15 protein-coding genes are annotated in these 23,648 nt (G+C 68.0%); 14 read left to right on the forward strand and 1 reads right to left on the reverse strand.

What is annotated here, in order from left to right; translation table 11 throughout:
• Positions 1 to 31: 31 nt before the first annotated feature.
• Positions 32 to 2,059 carry an N-acetylmuramoyl-L-alanine amidase gene (locus AB4Z09_RS21260; RefSeq protein WP_442240613.1) on the reverse strand — a complete coding sequence of 676 codons (2,028 nt, stop codon included), beginning with the start codon at positions 2,057 to 2,059 and terminating at the stop codon, positions 32 to 34.
• Between the two features lie 389 nt (positions 2,060 to 2,448).
• On the opposite strand from AB4Z09_RS21260, the gene AB4Z09_RS21265 reads away from it, so the two are divergent.
• The 14 genes from AB4Z09_RS21265 to pks13 form a co-directional block, all read left to right on the forward strand.
• Positions 2,449 to 4,164, forward strand: coding sequence for a SpoIID/LytB domain-containing protein (locus tag AB4Z09_RS21265; RefSeq protein ID WP_442240614.1), 1,716 nt, complete (start codon positions 2,449 to 2,451; stop codon positions 4,162 to 4,164).
• Positions 4,165 to 4,330: 166 nt separating this feature from the next.
• Entirely contained in the window at positions 4,331 to 5,089 is a 759-nt protein-coding gene (locus AB4Z09_RS21270; protein WP_442240615.1) for a MerR family transcriptional regulator, read from the forward strand.
• 82 nt (positions 5,090 to 5,171) lie between these two features.
• Complete coding sequence (glf, locus tag AB4Z09_RS21275; RefSeq protein WP_114724126.1) at positions 5,172 to 6,392, forward strand: UDP-galactopyranose mutase; 1,221 nt, start codon at positions 5,172 to 5,174, stop codon at positions 6,390 to 6,392.
• Positions 6,389 to 8,239: a glycosyltransferase gene (locus tag AB4Z09_RS21280; RefSeq protein ID WP_174907478.1), complete on the forward strand. Its 1,851-nt coding sequence runs from the start codon at positions 6,389 to 6,391 to the stop codon at positions 8,237 to 8,239. Before glf ends, AB4Z09_RS21280 begins: the two co-directional genes overlap by 4 nt.
• Complete coding sequence (locus AB4Z09_RS21285; RefSeq protein ID WP_114724124.1) at positions 8,223 to 8,738, forward strand: phosphatase PAP2 family protein; 516 nt, start codon at positions 8,223 to 8,225, stop codon at positions 8,736 to 8,738. The genes AB4Z09_RS21280 and AB4Z09_RS21285 overlap by 17 nt, the downstream gene beginning before the upstream one ends.
• Positions 8,735 to 9,640: a decaprenyl-phosphate phosphoribosyltransferase gene (locus AB4Z09_RS21290; protein WP_114724123.1), complete on the forward strand. Its 906-nt coding sequence runs from the start codon at positions 8,735 to 8,737 to the stop codon at positions 9,638 to 9,640. Before AB4Z09_RS21285 ends, AB4Z09_RS21290 begins: the two co-directional genes overlap by 4 nt.
• On the forward strand, positions 9,618 to 11,534 hold the full coding sequence (zomB, locus tag AB4Z09_RS21295) for a flagellar motor control protein ZomB (RefSeq protein ID WP_302675470.1): 1,917 nt from the start codon (positions 9,618 to 9,620) through the stop codon (positions 11,532 to 11,534). The genes AB4Z09_RS21290 and zomB overlap by 23 nt, the downstream gene beginning before the upstream one ends.
• Before the next feature lie 290 nt (positions 11,535 to 11,824).
• Entirely contained in the window at positions 11,825 to 12,823 is a 999-nt protein-coding gene (locus AB4Z09_RS21300) for an alpha/beta hydrolase (RefSeq protein ID WP_174907480.1), read from the forward strand.
• A gap of 194 nt (positions 12,824 to 13,017) precedes the next feature.
• Complete coding sequence (locus AB4Z09_RS21305) at positions 13,018 to 14,904, forward strand: alpha/beta hydrolase-fold protein (protein WP_174907481.1); 1,887 nt, start codon at positions 13,018 to 13,020, stop codon at positions 14,902 to 14,904.
• A gap of 55 nt (positions 14,905 to 14,959) precedes the next feature.
• Positions 14,960 to 15,526 (forward strand): DUF732 domain-containing protein, encoded by a 567-nt coding sequence (locus tag AB4Z09_RS21310; RefSeq protein WP_174907483.1) that lies wholly within the window; start codon positions 14,960 to 14,962, stop codon positions 15,524 to 15,526.
• A 6-nt stretch (positions 15,527 to 15,532) separates the two neighbouring features.
• A complete protein-coding gene (locus tag AB4Z09_RS21315; RefSeq protein WP_174907485.1) occupies positions 15,533 to 16,525 on the forward strand; it encodes a cutinase family protein in 993 nt (330 codons plus the stop codon).
• Positions 16,526 to 16,711: 186 nt separating this feature from the next.
• The gene (locus AB4Z09_RS21320; RefSeq protein ID WP_114724117.1) at positions 16,712 to 17,713 is read left to right on the forward strand and encodes an LLM class F420-dependent oxidoreductase; all 1,002 of its coding nucleotides are present in this window, start codon (positions 16,712 to 16,714) and stop codon (positions 17,711 to 17,713) included.
• Positions 17,714 to 17,951: 238 nt separating this feature from the next.
• A complete protein-coding gene (gene fadD32, locus AB4Z09_RS21325; protein ID WP_174907487.1) occupies positions 17,952 to 19,847 on the forward strand; it encodes a long-chain-fatty-acid--AMP ligase FadD32 in 1,896 nt (631 codons plus the stop codon).
• Positions 19,848 to 19,892: 45 nt separating this feature from the next.
• Positions 19,893 to 23,648: polyketide synthase Pks13 (gene pks13 / locus AB4Z09_RS21330; RefSeq protein ID WP_442240616.1), on the forward strand; the 3,756-nt coding region annotated here is incomplete at its 3' end.

A 23,648-nucleotide genomic window follows, 5' to 3' on the forward strand; every position in this document is an offset into this window, starting at 1 on the left:
GCGGAAGCGCTTTCGTTGTCGCGAGCGGTGATCAGTTGATCTGGACCGGGGCCTCGGAGACCGTGCCCGCCGGTGCTGCTGCGGCCGGGGCCGCCGCCGGTGCCGCTGCGGGCGAGTTCAGGATCGTCGTGACCTGCTTGGTGGTCTCGTCGAAGATCATCGATCCACGCTCGAAATCGCTGCGGAAGCCGTTGGCCACCCGGTACTCGTCGCTGATCGGCAGACCGATGTCGCTCAGTGCGCCGCCGGACGCCTGCCACGACTTGAAGATCTCGCCGAGCATCGTGACCACCCCGCCCTGCGGTGAGGTGAAGATGGCGCCGTTCTGGAAGAACGCGTACAGCTGTCCGGTCGCGGTGGTCAGCAGTCCGGTGATGGCGTCGCCCAGCATGCTGCGGTTGCCGCCCATGGCCAGCCACTGCTGTGCGATCGGGTTGGAGTCGGCGATCGACAGGATCCCGTTGACGACGGCCGGAATGTGCTGTGCCAGGTCGAGCGAGTTCCCGCCGTTGTTCCCGCCGTTGTTGTTGCCCGAGCTGGGGTTCGTGGGCGGCGGGCCGCCGACTCCGCCGCCGTAGTTGGCTGCGGCGATGTCACGGATCTGGTTCATCTGGTTGTAGGCGGCGTCACCCGGGCACTCGGTGTAGCCGACGTCGCGGTGCGCGAAGATGATCGGCAGATTCACGGCCGTGCCCAGCGGGTACTTCGTGAACGAGGTGCCCTCGGAGTACATGGTCGTGAAGCCCTTGGGGTTCAGGTTCGCGAGCTTGAGCCGCCAGCCGAGGTACTTGCCCACCGACTCGATCGTCGCGGCCGGTGCGGGGGTGTTGACGAAGTTGCCCATCATGGCGATACCGACGGTGTTCTCGTTGAAGCCACCGGCGTGCGCACCCTGGACGGGGCGGTCGAGGCCACCGAAACGTCCCTCGAAGATCTGGCCGAAGCGGTCGACGAGCACGTTGTAGCCGACGTCGCACCAGCCCAGCGTCTGCGCGTGGTAGGCGTAGATGCCGCGCACGATGCCCGCCGACTGGTCCTTCGTGTAGTTGTTGTTCTCGGCCGTGTGGTGCACGGTCGCGCCACCGGTGGAGTCGTCGTAGGTCGGGTTCTGGCAGCGGATGCCCTCGTCGGCGCCCCACGCCTTGCGTGAGATCACGTTGATGCCGTTCACCGACGTCGGCGTCGCGATGTCGGAGAGGTTCGAATCCTGCGGTCCGCTACCGGGATTGATGAGGACGGCGGCGATGTCGTTCGCGTTGACGGTGGCCGCGTGGAGCGGCTTGGACACCGCTGCCGGGACGTAGCCCAGCGGCTGCTGCGTCTCGGCCGTTGCGTCCGGGGCCGGGGACTCGGCGGGCGCTTCCGCGGGGGCCCCTGCGGCCGGCGCTGCCTGCTCGCCGGTTCCAGCGGTGCCGGCGGCGGCACCGTCCTTGGGCGACACGAGAATCTGGACCGCATTGGTCTCGCCGACGAACACGGGATCGGTGCCCTGCTTGCCGGACTGCGATGCCATGTCGGAGCTGCCGCTCTCGATCACGTCGGGGGTGAACCACTCACCCCACGACCCGTCGGCGAGCTTCGCGCGGAGCTTCGTCACCGTCGACTCGAGGTCCGGCGCGGTGAGCGCGACCATCGAGAACGGCTCGTCCCGGGTGATCTCCTTGACCGTGGCACCGAGCTGATCGGCCGGGACCGTCGTCGTCTCGGGCGCCGGTGCCGGTGTGGGAGCGGCAATGTCGCCCGGCGCGTCCGGCGTGGTCAGTGACGGCAGGTCGAGTGAACCGCCACCCGGAAGTGGGATCTGGGTCGGCAGCGGTAGGTCACGCAGGTGGATGTCCGGGAGATCGAGCCCGGTGAGTTCCTTGAGCGGGATCACGATGTCCGGAACCGAGGCCAGGACGACCTCCGCGATCTGGGTCTCGATCGTCGGGTAGGAATCACTGGCGGAGCGGACATCGGACTGGTCGCTGTTCAGGGCCTGCACCGCGAACGGCGTGGCGACTGCCACCGCGGCGACTGCGGCCAGAACGATCGAGTTCTTCGGTCGACGGTGCGGCAAGGCGAATTCTCCTCGTGGTAGTGCGCGGGGTGTCTTCGTGCGCTGCGAGCGACCTCTCGGCCGGACCGATCCCGGTGGGGTCGGGGTTCGGACTGAATCCTGGGGGCTGCCCCGGGAGGAAGTCCACAGATCATCCGAGGATGTCTGCAACTTGTGATGCAGATGTTACTGATGTGATTGGTGTTACCTCAGTGGTAGCTGTTGCCAACACCAGTCACAGTTGCCACACTAGTCGCAACATCCATAACGCTCAACCTTAGCTTGAGCCTTTTGGGAGTGTGCAGGTCGGGCGGCTGCCTCGCTCCAGATCCACGGCAGCTGCGTCGTCGGCACGACCGTTTCCGGACCTCGCGCGATGTTCCGGACCCTTCACCGATGAGGAGCGCAGTATGGCGACCCCCCGTCTCCGCAGAGTCACGAATCGCGGTGTCCGTATCCGCCGACGATCCGTGACCGGCCCCTCCTGGTCCCTGGCCCGACTGACAGCATTCGGGCTGGCCCCGGCCCTCGCGGTGGGAGCCGTGGTGGGACTCGCCGCATTCGAGCGTGACTCCGAACCCGCGATCGCGCCGGTGGTTGCCGCCGAGACATCCATCACGCTCAACGGTCACGGCTACGGACACGGCCGCGGGATGGGCCAGTACGGCGCCTACGGCTACGCCAAGAATCAGGGTTGGTCAGCGGAGCGGATCGTGGGCCATTACTACGGCAACACCACCCTCGGCCGAGTCGACGACCCGTGGGTGGCCGTGCGACTGCTCGGCCGCGACGACAAGCGCCTCGACGTCTACTCGCAGGCCGGACTCAACGTCGCGGGTCGCTACTTCGGGCCCAATTCCTCCGCGCACCTCACCCCGACGCCGGGTGGCGCCGATGTCACCGTCACCGAGGGGTGCACCGGCCGCGAGATCTGGCGGGGCTCCACCAACCATCCGTGGGTCGACCCGGTGAACCTCGGCGGGAACCGTCCGGCCAACGAACACCTGCGACTGTGCGACGGCAACGTGCCGTATCGCGGCGCGATGAACGCCACGCGCGACGGCAACGGCGCCTGGCGGACCGTGAACCGGGTACTGATGGAGGACTATCTCTATGGTGTGGTGCCGGCCGAATCGGTCCCGTCGTGGGCCGACTCCGGCGGGCGGGAGGCGCTGCGCGCCCAGGCCATCGCGGCGCGTTCGTACGCCGCGGCCGAGCGCCGCTACGGGTACGCGCAGACCTGCGACACCCAGTCCTGCCAGGTGTATCGCGGGTCGTCCAACGAGGACCGCCGGACCACCGACGCGGTGAACTCCACCGCCGGCACCGTGCTCAAGCGCGGTAACCAGACCATGGCCGCCGAGTTCTCGTCCTCGTCCGGTGGATTCACCGCCGGCGGTGTCTTCCCGGCCGTCCCCGACGACGGCGACGTCATGTCGCCGAACCGCAACTGGACGCAGACCGTCACGGCCGGGGCCATCGCGAACGCGTTCGGGGTCGGCGAACTGTTCTCGTTCGAGGTGATCGGCCGTAACGGGCTGGGTGCCGACGGCGGCCGCGTGACCCGGGTGCGGGTCGCCGGCTCGACCCGCACCGTCGAGGCGACCGGCGACGAAGCCCGGTGGAAGCTCGGGCTCAAGTCGGACTGGTTCACAGTGGGCGGCGGTGGAGCACCGGGGCCGATCCCGGGACTGCCGATCCCGTTGCCACCGGGTTCGCTCGAGTCGATCCCACTGCCGCCGCTGCCGGAGATCACGCCGGGCTCGCTCGAGTCTCTCCCGCTGCCCCCGCTTCCGCCGCTGCCCCCGCTCCCGCCCCTGCCGGGCTCGAGCGGACCACTGCCGATCGCCGAGCCTGTCGATGTCGCGGCCGTCGCCGACGTCGCAGATCCCGAGTCGCTGATCGACGCCAAGTACCGCGAACTCGGGGGACCGGCGGGCAGTCTCGGTGAACCCACCGGCCCGGAGCTGATGCTGCCCGACGAGTCGGGCAAGTTCCGTGCCTACGCCGGCGGCACCATCGTGTGGACGCCGACGCTGGGTGCGCAGGTCGTCGACTCGAGCGTCGTCCTGCAGCAGGTGCTTCAGGGCAGCGGTGAGATCGAGCCGGGAAGCGCTACCGGATAGAAGGAGGACGCCGACAGCCGGCGCCTGAGGGAATCGGGCAGGAACCCCAGGAGAATCAGCAACTCTCCGTGGGTCCTGCCCGATTTCTGTTCTCCGCTTGACCTTGACGTCGCGTCAACCTGCACGCTGGAAGGACCGACGAAGATCGAGGTCGAGGAGGTGCGACGTGAACCGACCCGGAGAGTGGTCCATCCAGCAGTTGGCGCGGATCACCGGAACCACGAGCCGGACGTTGCGGCACTACGGCAGCCTGGGCCTGCTCGAGCCGAGCCGCATCGGGGCCAACGGGTACCGCTTCTACGGCCAGGCCGCGCTCGTGCGGCTGCAGCGGATCCTGCTGCTGCGTGAACTGGGGCTGGGGCTGGCCGCGATCGCCGACGTGCTCGGCGGCGAGACCGACGCCGTCACGGCACTGGGCACCCACCTCGACCTGCTCGAGCAGGAACAGGCTCGACTGCAACGTCAGATCGCGTCGGTGCGCACGACCCTGGACAAGACGAGGAGAGGTGAGCCACTGATGGCCGAGGAGATGTTCGACGGATTCGATCACACCCGATACAAGGACGAGGTGATCGAGCGGTGGGGAGAGCAGGCGTACCGGAGCAGCGACGCCTGGTGGCGCGCGCTGCCGGACGCGGACAAGAACAGCTTCCAGCAGGAGCAACTCGACATCGCCGCCGACTACGGACGCGCCCACGCCGCCGGACTTGCGCCCGACGGCCCCGAAGTGCGGGAGATCACCCGTCGGCACTACGAATGGGTCGCGGCGGGCTGGCAGGGGCGTCGCCCCGGCGCCGACGAGTTCGCGGGCCTGGCCCAGATGTATGTGGCTGACCCCCGGTTCGCGGCGAACTACGACCGGCACGGCGAGGGGACCGCGTCATTCGTCAGCGACGCGATGCTCGCGTTCGCGCTCGACCTGTAGGCGCTGGGCGCCCGTGCGCCTTTTCGGTGGTTCGCGCCACCGGAAAGGCGCACAGGCGGCGGAGTCGCCTACCCTGTTTTCCGTGACTGCCCAAAACGCGCCCGCACCGTCCGTAGGTCAGTACGACCTGATCGTCGTCGGATCCGGATTCTTCGGTCTGACGATCGCCGAGAGGGCTGCGACGCAGCTAGGCAAGCGCGTGCTCGTCGTCGAGCGCCGCCACCACCTCGGCGGCAACGCGTACTCGGAGGCCGATCCCGAAACCGGGATCGAGATCCACAAGTACGGCGCGCACCTGTTCCACACGTCGAACAAGCGGGTCTGGGACTACGTCACCCAGTTCACCGAGTTCACCGGCTACCAGCACCGCGTCTTCGCGATGCACAAGGGCCAGGCCTACCAGTTCCCGATGGGCCTCGGGCTGGTGTCGCAGTTCTTCGGCCGCTACTTCTCGCCGGCCGAGGCGCGTGCGCTCATCGCCGAGCAGGCCGCCGAGTTCGACAGCAAGGACGCGAAGAACTTCGAGGAGAAGGCGATCAGCCTCATCGGTCGCCCGCTGTACGAGGCGTTCATGAAGGCGTACACCGCCAAGCAGTGGCAGACCGACCCGAAGAACCTCCCAGCCGGCAACATCACCCGCCTGCCGGTGCGGTACACGTTCGACAACCGCTATTTCAACGACACCTACGAGGGTCTGCCGGTCGACGGCTACACCGCGTGGCTCGAGAACATGGCGAAGGACCCCAAGATCGAGGTCCGGCTGAACACGGACTGGTTCGACGTCCGCGACGACCTGCGCGCCGCCAACCCCGACGCCCCCGTCGTGTACACCGGCCCGCTGGACCTGTACTTCGACTACTCCGAGGGCGAGCTGGGCTGGCGCACCCTCGACTTCGAGACCGAGGTGCTGAGCGACTGCGGTGACTTCCAGGGCACCCCGGTCATGAACTACAACGACGCCGACGTGCCGTTCACCCGTATCCACGAGTTCCGCCACTTCCACCCGGAACGGGACTACCCCAAGGACAAGACGGTCATCATGCGCGAGTTCTCGCGCTTCGCGGAGAGCGGCGACGAGCCGTACTACCCGATCAACACCCCCGAGGACCGCGCGAAGCTCGAGGCCTACCGCGACCGCGCGAAGTCCGAGACGGCCAACGCGAAGGTCCTGTTCGGCGGGCGCCTCGGTACCTACCAGTACCTGGACATGCACATGGCGATCGCGAGCGCGCTGTCGATGTTCGACAACACGCTGCGTCCGCACCTCGAGTCCGGTGAGCCGCTGGCCGGAGACCAGGCGTGAGCGCGCTGCTGCAGCGGGTCCTGCTCCCGCGCGCCGGTGAACCGCTCGACGTCCGCAGCCTCTACACCGAGGAATCCGAGACCAACGCGCGCCGCGCGCACGCCACGTCGCGCACGTCGGTCTCGATCGGTGCCGAGTCCGAGGTGTCGTTCTGCAGCTACTTCAACGCGTTCCCCGCGAGCTACTGGCGGCGGTGGACCGTCCTCGAATCCGTCGTGCTGCGGCTCGAACTGTTCGGGCACTGCCGGGTCGACGTCTACCGATCGAAGGCGGACGGTTCTCGAATCCACGTGGAGGGCAAGGAGTTCCGCGAAGGAGTTCTCGAGTTCGACATCGATCTCGGCCCGTTCGAGGACGGCGGCTGGATCTGGTTCGACATCACCACCGACGCCGAGGTGGAACTGCGCAGCGCCGGTTGGTACGCGCCGGTCGACGCCCCGGGTGAGGGCCGCGTCGCGGTGGGAATCCCCACCTTCAACCGCCCCACCGACGCGGTCAAGGCGCTCACAGCGCTGGCGTCCGATCCCCTCGTTCTCGAAGTGATCGACGCCGTGATCATGCCCGACCAGGGCACCCGCAAGGTGCGCGACGAGCCGGGCTTCGCCGAGGCCGCCGCCATCCTCGGCGACAAGCTCACGATTCACGACCAGGGCAACCTCGGTGGCTCCGGCGGCTACAGCCGCATCATGTACGAGGCCCTGAAGAACACCGACAGCCCGTACATCCTGTTCATGGACGACGACATCGAAATCGAGCCGGACTCGGTCCTGCGCGCGCTCGCGATGTCGCGGTTCGCCAAGAGCCCCATGCTCGTCGGCGGCCAGATGCTCAACCTGCAGGAACGAAGCCACCTGCACACGATGGGCGAGGTGATCGACCGCTCCGTCACGATGTGGACGGGTGCGCCGAACGCCGAGTACGACCACGATTTCTCCGAGTACCCGCTGAGCGACCGCGAGAACTCGAAGAACCTGCACCGGCGCATCGACGTCGACGGCAACGGCTGGTGGATGTGCATGATCCCCCGCGTCTGCGCCGAGGAGATCGGTCTCCCGATGCCGCTGTTCATCAAGTGGGACGACTGGGAGTACGCGCTGCGCGCCCAGCGTGCCGGCTACCCGACGGCCACGGTGCCCGGTATCGCGATCTGGCACATGGCGTGGAGCGACAAGGACGACGCCATCGACTGGCAGGCGTACTTCCACCTGAGGAATCGCCTCGTCGTCGCGGCGCTGCACATGCCCGACAGCATCAACGGGCTGGTGCTGCACACGGTCAAGGCCACCGCCAAGCACCTGCTGTGCCTCGAGTACTCCACGGTCGCGATCCAGAACCTCGCGATCCAGGACTTCCTCGCTGGGCCCGAGCACGTCGCCGACCTGCTGCCCACCGCGCTGGGCACCGTCCACGCGCTGCGCAAGGAATACCCCGACGCCGTGGTGCTGCCGTCCTCGACGAGCCTGCCGCTCCCGTCCCGCGAGGACGTGGGCAACGTCAGCCTCCCGACCAACAAGGTGGCCATCGCCACCCGCCTGGTCAAGGGTCTGGTGCACAACGTCAAGAAGTCCAAGCCCGAGCACCTCGAGCAGCCGCAGCTGAACGTGCCGACGCTCGACGCTCGCTGGTTCCTGCTGTCGCAGGTGGACGGTGTCACCGTCACCACCGCCGACGGTCGCGGCGTCGTCTACCGCAAGCGCGACCCCAAGGTCGCGGCGCGGCTGCTCAAGGAATCGCTGCGTCTGCGGCGCGAGCTCGCCGAGCGGTTCCCGGAACTCGCGCGCGAGTACCAGGCCGCCGCGCCGGAGCTGACCAGCAAGGAGAGGTGGGAACGTGTCTTCGGCATCTGAGGTCCGGATCCTGCAGACCGTGCAGGCCACGATCGGGTCCAGGCCCCAGGTGATCCGCGCGGCGCGCGGGCTGTCGCACTTCGGTGAACACGCGCTCGGCTGGGTGGCCGTCGCCGGTGTCGGTGCGGCACTGGACAAGCCGCGACGTCGGCGCTGGGCAGGCGTCGCGGTCGGCGCGGTCGGCGCGCACGCGGCGTCGATCGTCATCAAGCGAGTCGTCCGCCGTCCCCGGCCGAACGACCCGTCCGTCCAGATCAACGTGTCGACGCCGAGCAAGTTGAGCTTCCCGTCCTCGCACGCGACATCCACCACGGCGGCGGCGGTGCTGCTCGGTCGACTCACCGGGCTACCCTTGCCTGCGGTACTGGTCCCGCCGATGCTGCTCTCGCGCCTGGTTCTCGGGGTGCACTACCCGACCGACGTGCTCGCGGGGTCGGCACTCGGCGCCGTGTCCGCAGCAGCAGTGCTGCGGGCCGAGCAGAAGTTTGGAGTGAAATGAGCGAGGAGCCGGCGGTCGTCACCGGACCCCCGAAGACGCTGGCCGGAGGCATCGTCAAGGCCGTCCGTCCGCGCCAATGGGTCAAGAACGTGCTCGTGCTGGCGGCCCCGCTGGCCGCCGGGTCCGTCACACAGGGCGACGTCCTGCTGCCGGTCGCGATCGCGTTCGTCGTGTTCTGCATGGCGGCGTCGGGCATCTATCTCGTCAACGACGCGATGGACGTCGAGGCCGATCGGGCACACCCCACCAAGCGGTTCCGGCCCATCGCGGCCGGCGTGCTGCCGGTCAACATGGCCTACGGCATGGCCGTCGTCCTGCTCGCCGGTTCGATCCTCCTGTCGTTCGTCGCGAACTGGCAGCTCGCGGTCGTCATGGCCGTGTACATCGGGATCCAGCTGGCGTACTGCTTCGGCCTCAAACACCAGGCCGTCCTCGACATCTGCATCGTCTCGTCGGGCTTCCTGCTGCGCGCGATCGCCGGTGGTGTGGCCGCCGAGATTCCGCTGTCGCAGTGGTTCCTGCTGATCATGGCGTTCGGATCGCTGTTCATGGCGGCCGGCAAGCGATACGCCGAGCTCCAGCTGGCGGAGCGCACCGGCGCGAAGATCCGCAAGTCCCTCGAGTACTACACCGGCACCTACCTGCGGTTCGTGTGGACGCTGTCGGCGACGGCTGTCGTGATCTGCTACGGGCTGTGGGCCTTCGAGCAGGATCGCGCGAACGACACCAACCTGTTCGCGATCTCGATGGTGCCCTTCACGATCGCTATCCTGCGATACGCAGTGGACGTCGACGGTGGCGAGGCGGGCGAGCCCGAAGAGATTGCGCTTGGTGACCGAGTGCTCCAGTTCCTCGCGATTGCCTGGATCGGAGTAGTAGGTGTCGCTCTCTACCTCATCTGAGCCGACACGCACCACCGACGAACCCGTAGTTGATCGGAGCCCCCAGGGCAACCGCATCAGCCGCGCCGTGTTCGTCGGTGGTGTCGTCGTCACGGCATTCCTTTTCGCCTGGGGTGCGTGGCAGCGACGGTGGATCGCCGACGACGGGCTGATCGTGCTGCGCACGGTCCGGAATCTGCTCGCCGGCAACGGTCCCGTCTTCAACGCGGGGGAGCGCGTCGAAGCCAACACCAGCACGCTGTGGACGTACGTCGTCTACGCCTTCGGCTGGATCACGCAGGCCCGGCTCGAGTACGTCGTGTTGACGATCGCCCTGGTCATGTCGGTCGGTGCGATGGTGCTGGCAATGTTCACCGCCCGGCGTCTCTACGCGCCGACCATGTCGGCATCGGGCAGCACGATGGTGCTTCTGCCCGCCGGAGTCCTCGTCTACATCGCCCTGCCCCCGGCCCGGGATTTCGCGACCTCCGGTCTGGAAACCTGCCTGGTCATCTTCTGGATCGCCCTGCTGGCGCTGCTGCTCGTGCGATGGGCGCAGGCCGCCGACCCGTCCCGCGCCTCGGTCCTCACACTGGCGTTCGTCGCCGGGCTGAGTCCGCTGGTGCGTCCCGAGATGGCGATCCTCGGCGCCCTCGCCCTCCTCATGGTTCTCCTCTCGACCGGAATGGACTGGCGCTCGAGGACCGCGGTCGTCGTCGTGGCGGGCCTGGTGCCGGTGGCCTATCAGATCTTCCGCATGGGCTACTACGGTCTGCCGTACCCGAACACGGCGGTGACGAAGGAAGCCGGCGGTTCCGAATGGAGCCAGGGCTTCACCTACCTCGGCAACCTGGTCGGGCCGTATCTGTTGTGGCTTCCACTGCTTCTGCTCGGCGTCGGTGCCGGGCTCGTCTGGTGCCTGACCCGGTCCACCCGCACCGCTGAGATCGCGGTTTCCGCGCCGTCGCGGGTACTCCGATTCCGCGGTTGGCTGCGCAGCACCCGTGGGGTCGTGGCCTTCATCCTGGTCGGCGGAGCCCTGTTGGCGGCGTACGCCATTCGCGTCGGCGGCGACTTCATGCACGGACGCACCCTGCTGCCGGCCCTCTTCTGCCTGCTGCTGCCGGTCGCCGTCGTCCCGATCCGCGTGCCGCGGGCAGGGGACCGGCAGGACCGGCGGGCGATGATCCTCGGTGCCGGATCGCTCGCGGTCTGGGTCGGCATCGTGGGGTGGGCCGCATGGGCCGCCAGCCTCGTCGGCATGCCGAACGGCACCGTTGTCGGCAGGAGCGGCATCGTCGACGAGCGAGCGTTCTACTCGCTCAACACCGGCCACAAGCACCCGATCCGTGCCGAGGACTACCTCGACTTCCCGCGGGTACGCGCGATCGTCGAGACGATCGCGGACACCCCGGACGGTGGTTTGTTGATGTCCTCCGGCGCCCAAGATTTCATGTGGGTGGTTCCGCCTCCGGTGCCGATCCCGCCGGGCGGCGCCGGCCACACGGTGTTCTTCCCGATGCTCGGAATGGCGGCGATGAACGTCCCGCTGGACGTTCGTGTGGTCGACAACATCGGACTGGCGAACCCCATCGCCGCGCACACGGATCGACTTGCCGACGGACGCATCGGCCACGACAAGGACCTGCTCCCGGACTGGCTCGTCGCCGACACGGGGATGGTGCCAGTGCATCCGTGGTTGCCGCCGTTCATCGATGAGCGCTGGGTGGCGGATGCTCGAACGGCGCTGACCTGCCCGCAGACCCAGGATCTGCTCACGTCCTATCGCTCGGATCTCACGTGGGCCCGGTTCAAACAGAACTTCCGACGGTCCTTCGAGTTCGCCGACTATCGGATCGACCGCATCCCGGCGTACGAGATCCAGAGGTGTGGGCTCGGAACTCCGACGTCGTGAGGGTTCACCCGGGTCGAAGTGTCTCGTTTGCGTAACGCTACGCTGCGACGAATCGATCCAATCACGTGACGAGCGGCACACGAGGAGATCCCTCGCCGTTGCATTGAGTGCCATTTGTGTCAACGCAAACCGTGACATAAAGTCCACCGAGCGCAGTGTGACTTGGATGAGGTCCGCTACCGGCCTTGTCGAAAGCGGGCCGGTAAATGCCTTGTTTCCCGACGGAATCCGACGGTGCCCACTCTCCTGAGCGGGGCGCCGCAGACGAAGACGAAGAGAGAGCAGTATCCATGCGTTTTGATCGACAAAGGTTGACCCGGCGCTTCAAGCAGCGGGTGATGGCGCTCGGTGCTGCCGCCCTGGTGCTGCCTCTCGCCGCCGGAATCGCGGGCGGTGCAGTCGCAACTGCCGCTCCGGCGCGCGCCGTTGCTCCCGCGGGCGGATACGAAGAGCTCTCGGTGCCTTCGTCGATGGGGCCGGTCAAGGTGCAGGTCCAGTGGGCCGCCCGTGGTGGCGACGCCGCTCTCTACCTGCTCGACGGTCTTCGTGCTCGTGATGACGCCAACGCGTGGACCTTCGAGACCAACGCACTCGACCAGTTCCGCCTCGACGACGTCACCCTGGTGATGCCGGTCGGCGGCCAGTCCAGCTTCTACACGGACTGGTACGCGCCCAGCAACTTCAACGGGCAGCAGATCACCTACAAGTGGGAGACGTTCCTGACCAAGGAACTTCCGGCCTACCTCGCGACCCGCGGTGTCTCGCGCAGCAACAACGCCGTCCTCGGACTGTCGATGGGTGGCTCGGCCGCACTGACGCTGGCCGCCTACCACCGGGACCAGTTCAAGTTCGCCGGGTCGCTCTCCGGGTACCTGCACATCTCGGCGCCTGGCATGCGTGAGGCGATCCGCGTCGCAATGCTCGACGCCGGCCGCTTCAACGTCGACTCGATGTGGGGCCCGCCGTGGAGCCCCAACTGGCTGCGCAACGACCCGTTCGTGTTCGCGCCGAAGCTCGAGGGCCTGTCGATGTACATCTCGGCGGCGAGCGGTCTGCCCGGCAAGTATGACAACCCGCGCAAGGCCATCGACTACTACAACGCGGCGAATGCGATGGGCCTCGAGGCGCTGTCGCTGGCGAACACCCGCGCGTTCCAGCTGCGCCTGGCCACGCTGAAGATCCCGGCCACCTACAGCTTCCCGGCGAACGGCACCCATGCATGGGGCTACTGGTCGGACGAACTGTGGAAGGCCCGTGGTCAGATCCTCGACGCGCTCGGCGCTCGGTGACCGCAACCATGACCTGAACCGATATGCCATCCTCCACGCCCTCGGGCGCGGGGGATGGCATGTCGCATTCTGTAACGACAAATTCACTATCCCACCAGCGCGGCAACCCCACTTCGAAGGTCCTTCCGTGTAGTAAGGAAGCGATGTTCTGGCCCAGTTGGGGGCGTCCGCCACGACGAAGGAGAGTTGTCCCGATGCGATTAGGTCTCGAGCGGCCACAGCGCCGCGAAGGAGCCGGGGGAGGTTGGCGCAAGCGGGCGCTCGGCTTCGCCGCGGCCGCGCTCGTGCTGCCGATCGCGGCGGGCCTGACGTCGGGTGGCACCGCTGTCGCCCAGTCGATCGGCTCCCCCGAGGCGCCCTCGACCATGCAGTCCGGGGTGCCGGGCACCGTCCAGCGCGTCGACTGGCTCACGGATCGTCGGGTCGCGGTGTGGGTCAATTCGCCGTCGATGGGCGTCCCGATCCAGGTGCAGCTGCTGCTCGCACGGGACTGGAATGCCAAGCCGGACGCCAAGTTCCCCGCCGTCTTCATGCTCGACGGCATGCGTGCGCGCGACGACGAGAACGGCTGGACGCTCGACACCGACGCCGAGGCGTTCTTCGCCGACAAGAACGTCAACGTGGTGCTGCCGATCGGCGGCAACTCCAGCTTCTACGCCGACTGGCTCGACCAGAACAACGGTCACAACTACCAGTGGGAGACGTTCCTCACCAAGGAACTCCCGCCGATCCTCGAGGGCCAGTGGCGGACCACGCAGACGCGTGGTGTCGTCGGCCTGTCGATGGGCGGCACGTCCGCGATGATGCTCTCGGCGCGCAACCAGGGCTTCTTCAAGTTCGCCGGTTCGCTGTCGGGCATCCTGACGACCACGACGCTCGGTATGCCGCAGGCCATCTCGTACGCGATCAACGACGCCGGCGGATTCGACGCCGACGCGATGTGGGGCAACCCCACCAACGACGCGTGGGCCGCGCACGATCCGTACCTGCTGGCCGACAAGCTCAAGGGCGTCAGCCTCTACATCTCCAGCGGCAGCGGAACGACGGGTCCCTACGACCAGCCGTCCGGCATCCCGGGCATCAGCACCAACTACGCGGGCATGGGTCTCGAGATCCTGTCGCGCCTCACGTCGCAGACGTTCACGACCAAGCTGCGCAAGCTGAACATCCCCGCAACCGTGAACTACCGTCCGTCGGGCACGCATTCGTGGCCGTACTGGGAGTTCGAGCTGCACCAGCTGTGGCCGCAGCTCGCCAACTCGCTCGGCGTCGAGGTCGACAAGCCGGCCTGCGGTCCGAGCGGTGCCATCGCGCCGGTCGCGAACGGCAACAAGTGGATCGGCGACTGCCTCACCGGTGAGTACTCCGTGCCCGGCGGTGTGGCGCAGGACTACCGCTTCGGTCGGATCTTCCACTCGGGTAGCGGTACGTACCCGGTCGCGGGACGCATCGGTGGTGCGTACCAGGGTGCCGGCGGACCGGCCGGTGACCTCGGAATGCCGACGACCCCCGAGATCGTGCTGGCCGACGGCCGCGGGCGTCTGAACCATTTCCAGAACGGTTCGGTCTACTGGACGCCGCAGACCGGCGCGCACGCGGTGAGCGGTCCGATCCGGGACACCTGGTCCAAGCTGGGCTGGGAGACCGGTGGACTGGGCTACCCGACTGACGACGCGGTCAAGATCCCGGGCAAGGAAGGCCTGATCCAGAGCTTCGAGGGCGGTGCCGTCTACTGGACGCCGCAGACCGGAGCGAATGCGGTTCAGGGCCTGATCATGAAGAAGTACGGCGAACTGAACTGGGAGAACGGCTGGCTCGGCCTGCCGCTGACCAACGAGGTTCCCGTGAAGGACGGCGGTCGCTTCAACCGGTTCCAGAACGGCAACATCTACTGGAGCCCCGCCAGCGGCGCATGGTCGGTCAAGAACGGCCCGATCTTCGACGCCTGGAAGGACGAGAACTACGAGAACGGCCGTCTCGGCTTCCCGATCGGTGACCAGCGAGACATCCCGGGTGGTGTCGAGCAGAACTTCCAGCATGGTGTCATCACCATCAAGGACGGCAAGGCAGCGATCCGCTGACCTGTAGCTGACCACGTGCGGGCGGTGTACGACCCAAGTCAACGCAAGGACTGATATGCACTTCTTACGCACTCGTTCCGCGCTGGCCCGCACTGTGGCCGTCGGCGCTATGACGCTCGCTGCCGGCAGCCTGCTGGTCGCCTGTGGCGACGACGACACGACGGCGACGGGCAGCCCCACCACCACCACGACGGCGGCGTCCACCACGTCCAAGGCGCCCTCCGGTGGCGGCGCGTCGGCGGCCCCGGTGGCTCCGGAGCAGACTCCCGCCCAGGGATCGGGCGGCGGTGCCACCCAGCCGGTCGAGGAGCCGCAGGCAGTGCCGAGCGGCTTCCCCGGCCCGACCGAGGTGCCGATCTCCCCGCGCGGAGAGGCCTTCCTCAACGGGCTGAAGAAGGAGGGCATCACGCCCGCCTCCGACGGCCTCATCGCGGTCTCGACGGCCGACTACATCTGTGCTGCCGGCGAGCAGGGCAGCTCGGACGCGGAGATCGCCACGTTCGTCACCGCCGCCGTCGGCAGTGAGGCGAGCGCGGCCGGTCAGGAGCTGACACCGGAGCAGGCCGGGAAGAACGCCCAGGTCTACATCCGTGTCGCGCAGGCCGAGTACTGCAGCAAGTAGCAATCGATGACTGTGAGCGGACGCGGGACGCGTAAGTCGGGGAAGAATCGGGGACGTAGGCGGTTCGGGATCGTCGCCATCGTGGCGGCACTCCTCGTGCTGGTCCTCGTGCTGTTGGCGATCTGGTATCTGCTGGCGGGGCGCGTGCCCTCGCCGGTACCGCCGACGCCTCCGGGGCCGACGCCGCCCAGCGCGCAACCGGCCGACTGCCCGGATGTCCAGGTGATCTCGGTTCCGGGTACGTGGGAGTCGAGTGTCGGCGACGACCCGCACAACCCGACCGCGAATCCCGCGTCGCTCATGCTCAACGTCACCCGGCCGCTGCGGGAGAGCTTCTCTCCGCAGCGTGCCGACGTGTACACCGTCCCGTACGTCGCGCAGTTCTCCAATCCGATCGCGCTCCCGCCGGATGGTCAGGAGTCGTACAACAATTCCCGGGCCGCAGGTACCGAGGCCACCATCGACGTCATGGAGCGCCGGTACGCCGAATGCCCGCTCACGACGTACGTGCTGGCGGGCTTCTCGCAGGGCGCGGTCATCGCGGGCGACGTCGCGGCGCGGATCGGGGCCGGCGACGGGCCGGTGCCCGCGGACCTGGTGCTGGGCGTCGGCCTCATCGCGGACGGCCGGCGGGATCCGGCGGCGGCACCCACCGTCGGGCCGCCGGTCGCCGGTGTCGGCGCCGAACTGGCGCTCTCCGGGCTCAAACTTCCCGGCATCACGATGACCGGCCCGCGGCCCGGCGGGTTCGGCGCGCTCTCGGACCGGGCGTTGCAGATCTGCGCGCCCAGCGACGGAATCTGCGATGCCCCTGCCGAAGCGCTCAAGGTCGGAAACTGGCTCAGCAGTGCGTCGCGTCTCGGCGAGTACTACAACAATCCTGTTCACGCGCTGTACAACTCGTTCGTCGTCGACGGAAACGGGACCACCGCGACGCAGTGGATCACGAACTGGGCGACCGAGAAGATCGAAGCGGCTCCGACGCCTGCGCACGAGTAGCGGTTCGCGCCCGGGCGCACCGAGTCGCACCGAGTCGGCGGAAGTGGCTACCTGGCGGTCAGTTGCGCGGTAGTGTCCGTGCTCGCGGCCCGATCACGGGTCGTAGGGGTGGGTCCCTATGCTGATGGGTTGGTGCCCGACGGGCCCAACCATGCTCGCGTGCGTGAAGTGAGGAAGAAGGCTTTGATGAGTTCCACCGACGACTCGGGTATCCGAGTGCCGCGTAAGTTCCGGTTCGCGGCCGGTGGCGAGGGGAACGCCGAGGAAGGCGGTGCCCGTCGATTCGTCAAGCTGGCGCAGAAGGCCGAGGAACTGGGCTACGACAGCTTCATGATCCCGGACCATCTGGGCAACCAGGTCGGACCGATCGCCGCGCTCGGCGCGCTCTCGATCGCCACGGACAAGATCCGGCTGGGCACGGCTGTCCTCGCCAACGGCTTCCGTCATCCCGCGGTCCTCGCGAAGGACGCGGCCACCATTGACGTCCTGTCGGGTGGTCGCCTCGAGCTCGGCATCGGTGCCGGGTGGATGAAGGAAGAGTTCGACAAGGGCGGCATCGAGTACGAACGCCCCGGTGTCCGAATTGCGAAACTCGAAGAGTCCCTGCAGATTCTGGACACGCTGCTGCGTGGCCAGGAGTGCAACTTCGAGGGCGAGCACTACCGGATCAGTGGTCTCAAGGGCAGCCCGCGCCCGCGACAGGGCCCGCGCCCGCCGATCGCGGTCGGTGGCGGTGGACCGAAGATGCTGGCGCTGGCGGCCAAGTACGCCGACATCATCTCCGTGGCCACCCCGACCAATGCGGAGGGCCGGCTGCTGCTGTCGGGCATCACGATGGAGAACACCATCGCCCGCGTCGAGCGGATCCGGGACGCCGCGGGTGATCGCTTCGACGACATCGAGCTGAACTGGACCATCACGATGATCCTCATCACGGATGACCGTGAGCAGGCGGCGGAGATGGCACTGGCCGCCCTCGATCAGGGATTCCCCCCGAACATCGAGGTAGACGTCAAATTGTCGGTCGAGGAGATCCTGAACTCGCCGTACCTGGCGATCGGGTCGTACGACGAGATCGCGGATCAGATCCGTAACGTACGCGAGAAGACGTCGATGTCATATGTGGGTGTGTTCCCGACTCAGATGGAAGCTTTCGCGCCGGTGATCCCATTGCTCCGAGGCGAATAGATCGATGCACATCTGTAACATGTTGCTGGTTTCGAGTCGATGGAGTGACTCGTAGGCATGTCGTCTACGTCCCGAAAGTTGCGAGTGACTACCACTGAACAGGGTAGCCACGAGCGGCGACAAGTAGCAGGCCGGCACCGACCAAGCAGTGAGAAGCAATTGAATCCGCGCGGCGAAGGAAGTCTGGGGCGCAATCATGTCGGTTGATGGTTGTGTGATCGCTTCGACAGGAGAAGGAATGAACGCAATGTTCGACGACTACCTCGACGAACAGGGCCACATCCGGCTCACGCCGGGTCACACGCTGATCGACTATGTCGACGAGCACACGCGCAACAATGCGGGCGAACTGGTGTACCGGTACGTCGACTACTCGCGTGAGCGTGACGGTGAGGCCCACGAGCTGACGTGGGGTCAGTTCGGTCTGCGTCTACGCGCTGTGGCGGCGCGATTGCAGCAGGTCACCGAATTCGGTGACCGCGTCGCGATCCTCGCTCCGCAGGGCCTCGACTACGTCATCTCGTTCTTCGCGGCGATCCATGCCGGCCGTATCGCGGTCCCGCTGTTCGACCCGGACGAGCCCGGCCACACCGACCGACTGCACGCGGTCCTCGGCGACTGCGAGCCGGCCGCGATCCTCACCGCGACGTCGTCCGCTGCAGGTGTGCGCCAGTTCTTCCGCGCGCTGCCCGCCGCGAAGCGCCCCCGGATCATCGCCGTCGACGCGATCCCGGACAGCGTCGGCGACACGTGGGTCCGCCCGGACGTCGGTCTCGACGACATCGCGTACCTGCAGTACACGTCCGGCTCCACCCGCACCCCCGCGGGCGTCGAGATCACGCACCGTGGTGTCGCCACCAACGTGCTGCAGATGGTCGACTCCCTCGGGCTCAGTGAGCACTCGCGTGGCGTCACGTGGCTGCCGCTCTACCACGACATGGGTCTGCTGACCGTGATCCTGCCTGCGCTGGGCGGGCAGTACATCACGATCATGAGCCCCCGCGCGTTCGTGGCGCGTCCGTACCGCTGGATCAAGGAACTCGCGGCGATCGCCGACGGTGCCGGCACGTACGCGGCCGCGCCGAACTTCGCGTTCGAGCACGCCGCGGTGCGCGGTCTGCCGAAGGACGGCGAGCACCTCGACCTGAGCAACGTCATCGGCCTGATCAACGGCAGCGAGCCGGTCACGGTGTCGTCGATGCGCAAGTTCAACGAGGCGTTCGCGCCGTACGGCCTGCCCAAGACGGCGATCAAGCCGTCGTACGGCATGGCGGAGGCCACGCTGTTCGTGTCCACGACGCATCCGTCGGACGAGGCCAAGGTCATGTACGTCGACCGCGACGCGCTCAACAACGGCCGCATGGTCCAGGTCGACCAGGACGCTCCGGGCGCTGTCGCGCAGGTGGCGTGCGGTGCCATCTCGCGCAGCCAGTGGGCCACGATCGTCGATCCCGACACCGCGTCCGAGCGCCCCGACGGCTACGTCGGCGAGATCTGGCTGCACGGCGACAACATCGGCCAGGGCTACTGGGGTCGTGAGCAGGAGACTGCCGAGACCTTCCACAACAAGCTGCTCGAGCGGTTGCCGGAGAACACGCACGCTGCGGGCGCGCCCGACGACGCCAACTGGCTGCGCACCGGCGACTACGGCGTCTTCGTCGACGGCGAGCTGTACATCACCGGTCGCGTCAAGGACCTGGTGATCGTCGACGGTCGCAACCACTACCCGCAGGACCTCGAGTACTCGGCGCAGGAGGCCAGCGCCGCTCTGCGCCCCGGCTTCGTCGCCGCGTTCGCCGTGCCGGCCAACCAGCTTCCGGCGGTCGTGTTCGAGAACTCCCACTCGGGTCTGGAGTTCGACCAGGACGACGCGTCCGAGCAGCTGGTCATCGTCGCGGAACGGGCGCCGGGTGCCGGCAAGGCCGATCCGCAGCCCGTCGCCGACGCGGTCCGTGCCGCCATTTCGTCGCGTCACGGCGTCACCGCGCGTGACGTGCTGCTGGTGCCGGCCGGTTCGATTCCGCGTACGTCCAGCGGCAAGCTGGCGCGCCGGGCCTGCAAGGCGAGCTACATCGAGGGAACGCTGCGTGGCGGTCACGCCCAGACCGCTTTCCCCGATAGCGTTTCCGACTAGTCCTTTCCTGATGGGTAGCTTGGTGATTTGATGGCTGAACACGAGATGACGGTCGCGCAGCTGCGCGAATGGCTGCGTAAGTGGATCGCGGAGGCCACCGGGCAACCGGTCGCTTCGATATCCGACGATCGACCGCTGGAGGAGTTCGGGCTCTCCTCCCGCGACGCGGTCGCGCTGTCGGGCGAGATCGAGGATCTGGTGGGCGTCACGCTCTCCGCCACGATCGTCTACCAGCATCCGACCATCGCCTCGTTGGCCACCCGCATCATCGAGGGCGAGCCGGAGTTGCCCGCGGAGGCCGAGGACGCCTCGTACTATCGCGGTGGCTTCCCTGCCGGGCAGTCCCACGACATCGCGATCGTCGGTTTGGCGACGCGGTTCCCGGGCGCCGGGCACACCCCGCAGGAGATGTGGAAGCTGCTGATCGAGGGCCGCGACGCGGTCACCGATCTGCCGGAGGGCCGCTGGACCGAGTTCATGGCCGATCCGTACGTGGCGGCGGCCGTGGAGAAGGCCGCCACCAAGGGCGGCTATCTCGACGACGTGCAGGGCTTCGACGCGGAGTTCTTCGCGATGTCGCCGCTCGAGGTCCAGAACGTCGACCCGCAGCAGCGCCTCGCGCTGGAGCTGACGTGGGAGGCGCTCGAACACGCCCACATCCCGGCGAACCAGCTCAAGGGCCGCGAGGTCGGTGTCTTCCTCGGCTCGTCGGCCAACGACTACCAGCTGCTCGCGGTGAGCGATCCGGTGTCGGCGCACCCGTATGCGCTCACCGGCACGTCCACCGCGATCGTCGCGAACCGTGTCTCGTACTTCTACGACTTCCGTGGCCCGTCGGTGGCGCTCGACACCGCGTGCTCGTCGTCGCTGGTCGCCGTCCATCAGGCGGTGCGCAGCCTGCGTTCCGGTGAGTCCGAGATCGCGCTGGCCGGTGGCGTCAACATGCTGCTCGCGCCGCCCGCGACCCTCGGCTTCGACGAGGGCGGCATCCTCACCGCGGACGGCAAGATCAAGGCGTTCTCGTCGGACGCGAACGGCATCGTCCGCGCGGAGGGTGGCGGCGTCGTCGTGCTCAAGCGGCTCGAGGATGCCGAGCGTGACGGCGATTCGATCCTCGCGGTCATCGCGGGCACCGCCGTCAACCAGGACGGCCGCTCCAACGGCCTGCTGGCGCCCAACCCGGACGCGCAGGCCGACTGCCTGCGACACGCGTACCACGATGCGGGGATCGCCCCGACCGGCGTCGACTACATCGAGGCGCACGGCACCGGCACCATCCTCGGCGACCCGATCGAGGCGGATGCCCTGGGCCGCGTCGTCGGGCGGGGGCGCGACGACGACAAGCCGGTGCTGCTCGGCTCGGCCAAGACCAACTTCGGTCACCTCGAGGCCGCCGCGGGCGCCGCGGGCCTGATCAAGGTCGTGCTCGCGATGCGTGAGGACGTCATCCCGGCGTCGCTCAACTACGCGGGCCCCAACCCGTACATCCAGTTCGACAAGGCGCACCTGCAGGTGATTCCGGAGGCCACCGCGTGGCCGCGGTACACCGGCAAGGCCGTCGCGGGCGTGTCCGGTTTCGGTTTCGGTGGCACCAACGCGCACGTCGTGGTCCGCGAGTACACCGGTCCCGCCGCGGTCGCCGACGCCGATGCGGCTCCCGTCGACCTCGACCACGAGAACACCACCATCGAGGCCGAGGCCGAGCGGATGCTCGCGGAGGCCGCCGAGTCGGTGGGCCTGTCGGATGCCACCGAGACGGCGGTCGTGCTCGCGGTGTCGGCGTCCCTGCCGTCCCGCCGTCGCCGCGCCGCGGAGGACCTCGCCAACTGGCTCGAGACGGAGGAGGGCAGCCGCACGCCGCTCGCCGACGTCGCGCGCACCCTCGCCAAGCGCAGCCACGGCCGCTCCCGTGCCGTCGTCATCGCCAAGACCCGCGCCGAGGCCGTCACCGGCCTGCGCGCCGTCGCCGCCGGCAAGCCCGCGCCGGGTGTGCTGTCCGCCGACGCACCCGCGTCGAAGGGCCCGGTCTGGGTGTTCTCGGGCTTCGGCTCGCAGCACCGCAAGATGGCCAAGCAGCTGTACCTCGAGAACGCGGTCTTCGCGGCCGCGATCGACGAGGTGGACGCGCTGATCGAGGACGAGGCCGGCTACTCCATGAAGGAGAAGTTCCTCGACGACTCGGTCGACTACGACGTCGAGACGTCGCAGGTCGGCATCTTCGCGATCCAGGTGGGTCTGGCGCAGACGCTGCGCCACCACGGCGCCGACCCGGCCGCACTCGTCGGCCACTCGATGGGCGAGGCCGCCGCCGCGTTCGTCTCGGGCGGCCTGTCGCTCGAGGACGCCGTCCGCGTGATCTGCTCGCGTTCGCGCCTGATGGGCGAGGCCGAGGGGCTGCTCGAGGGCGACGACATCCGCCTGATGGCGCTGGTCGAGTACACGGCCGACGAGATCGAGAAGGTCCTGCCGGACTTCCCGCATCTCGAGGTGTGCGTGTACGCGGCGCCGACCCACACCGTGATCGGTGGCCCCGAGCCCGAGGTGAACGCGATCGTCGCGCGCGCCGAGGCCGAGGAGAAGATGGCCCGGGTCCTCAAGACCAAGGGCGCCAGCCACACGTCGCAGGTCGATCCGCTGCTCGGTGAGCTCGCGGCCGAGTTGGCCGGTATCGAGCCGCACACGCTGAAGGTCGGCCAGTACTCGTCGGTCGACCAGGACACCTTCTACCCGGCCGGGCACGCCCCGATCCATCCGGTGGAGTACTGGACCAAGGGTCTGCGGCACAGCGTGTACTTCACCAACGCCGTCAAGGCCGCGGTCGACGCCGGACACACCACGTTCGTCGAGCTCGCGCCCAACCCGGTGACGCTGATGTCCGTCGCGGCCACCGCGTGGGCTGCCGGTGTCGCCGACACGCAGCTGATCCAGACGCTCAAGCGCAAGGAGGACGAGCCGCTCGGCGTGCTCACCGCCCTCGCGCAGCTGTACGTCCACGGGCATGCGGTGGATCTGCCGTCGCTGCTGCCCGCCGGCGACTACGCCGACCTGCCGCGCACCGCGTTCCTGCGCAAGCGGCACTGGATCGACGCGCGGGTGTCGTCGGCCGGCAACACCCGGGTCCCCGGCGCGCATGTCGCGCTGCCCGACGGCCGGCACGCGTGGGAGGTGCAGGCGTCCGCGGTCTCGGACCTGAACGCCCTGGTCACCGCCGCCGCGTCGCAGCTGTTCGCCGATGTCGCGCTCACGGGCGCCGTCGCGCACGGTGACGTGCCGTCGACCGGAACCCTGACCACGACGCTGGTGCCGCACCTCGGTGGCGCGTCGGTGCAGGTGCATGGCAAGGCCGGCAACGCGTTCGCGCTGGTCTACGACGCCGTCGTGTCTTCGGGCGAGGCACTGCCGGAGCCCGCCCTCGCTGCCGTCGCTGCCCCGACCACCGTGTCGGACCAGGTGCAGGGCGAGGTTGTCGAGACGTTCGGTGACCGGTGGGATCCGAGCAGCTCGCAGTCCCTCGAGGATCGGTTGACGATCATCGTCGCGGAGTCGATGGGTTACGCGCCGGAGGATCTGCCGGGGGAGATTCCGCTCGTGGAGCTGGGTCTGGACTCGCTGATGGCGGTGCGGATCAAGAACCGGGTCGAGTACGAGTTCGACATTCCGCAGTTGCAGCTGGCGGCCGTGAAGGACGCGAGCATGCAGGACGTCGCGAAGTACCTGCACTACGCGGTCGAGAACCGCGAGGAGGTCGCGGCCCTGGCCGCGCAGCAGCAGGCCGAGCGCGAGGCTGCCGCAACCGAGGGC

The sequence above is a fragment of the Rhodococcus sp. TAF43 genome (genome assembly GCF_052113525.1).
GTDB lineage: Bacteria > Actinomycetota > Actinomycetes > Mycobacteriales > Mycobacteriaceae > Prescottella.

Coding starts and splice junctions, on each gene's coding strand:
- fadD32 (WP_174907487.1), top strand. CDS start 17,952: ATGAACGCAATGTTCGACGACTACCTCGACGAACAGGGCCACATCCGG.
- AB4Z09_RS21305 (WP_174907481.1), top strand. CDS start 13,018: ATGCGATTAGGTCTCGAGCGGCCACAGCGCCGCGAAGGAGCCGGGGGA.
- AB4Z09_RS21300 (WP_174907480.1), top strand. CDS start 11,825: ATGCGTTTTGATCGACAAAGGTTGACCCGGCGCTTCAAGCAGCGGGTG.
- AB4Z09_RS21290 (WP_114724123.1), top strand. CDS start 8,735: ATGAGCGAGGAGCCGGCGGTCGTCACCGGACCCCCGAAGACGCTGGCC.
- AB4Z09_RS21315 (WP_174907485.1), top strand. CDS start 15,533: ATGACTGTGAGCGGACGCGGGACGCGTAAGTCGGGGAAGAATCGGGGA.
- AB4Z09_RS21265 (WP_442240614.1), top strand. CDS start 2,449: ATGGCGACCCCCCGTCTCCGCAGAGTCACGAATCGCGGTGTCCGTATC.
- AB4Z09_RS21310 (WP_174907483.1), top strand. CDS start 14,960: ATGCACTTCTTACGCACTCGTTCCGCGCTGGCCCGCACTGTGGCCGTC.
- AB4Z09_RS21320 (WP_114724117.1), top strand. CDS start 16,712: ATGAGTTCCACCGACGACTCGGGTATCCGAGTGCCGCGTAAGTTCCGG.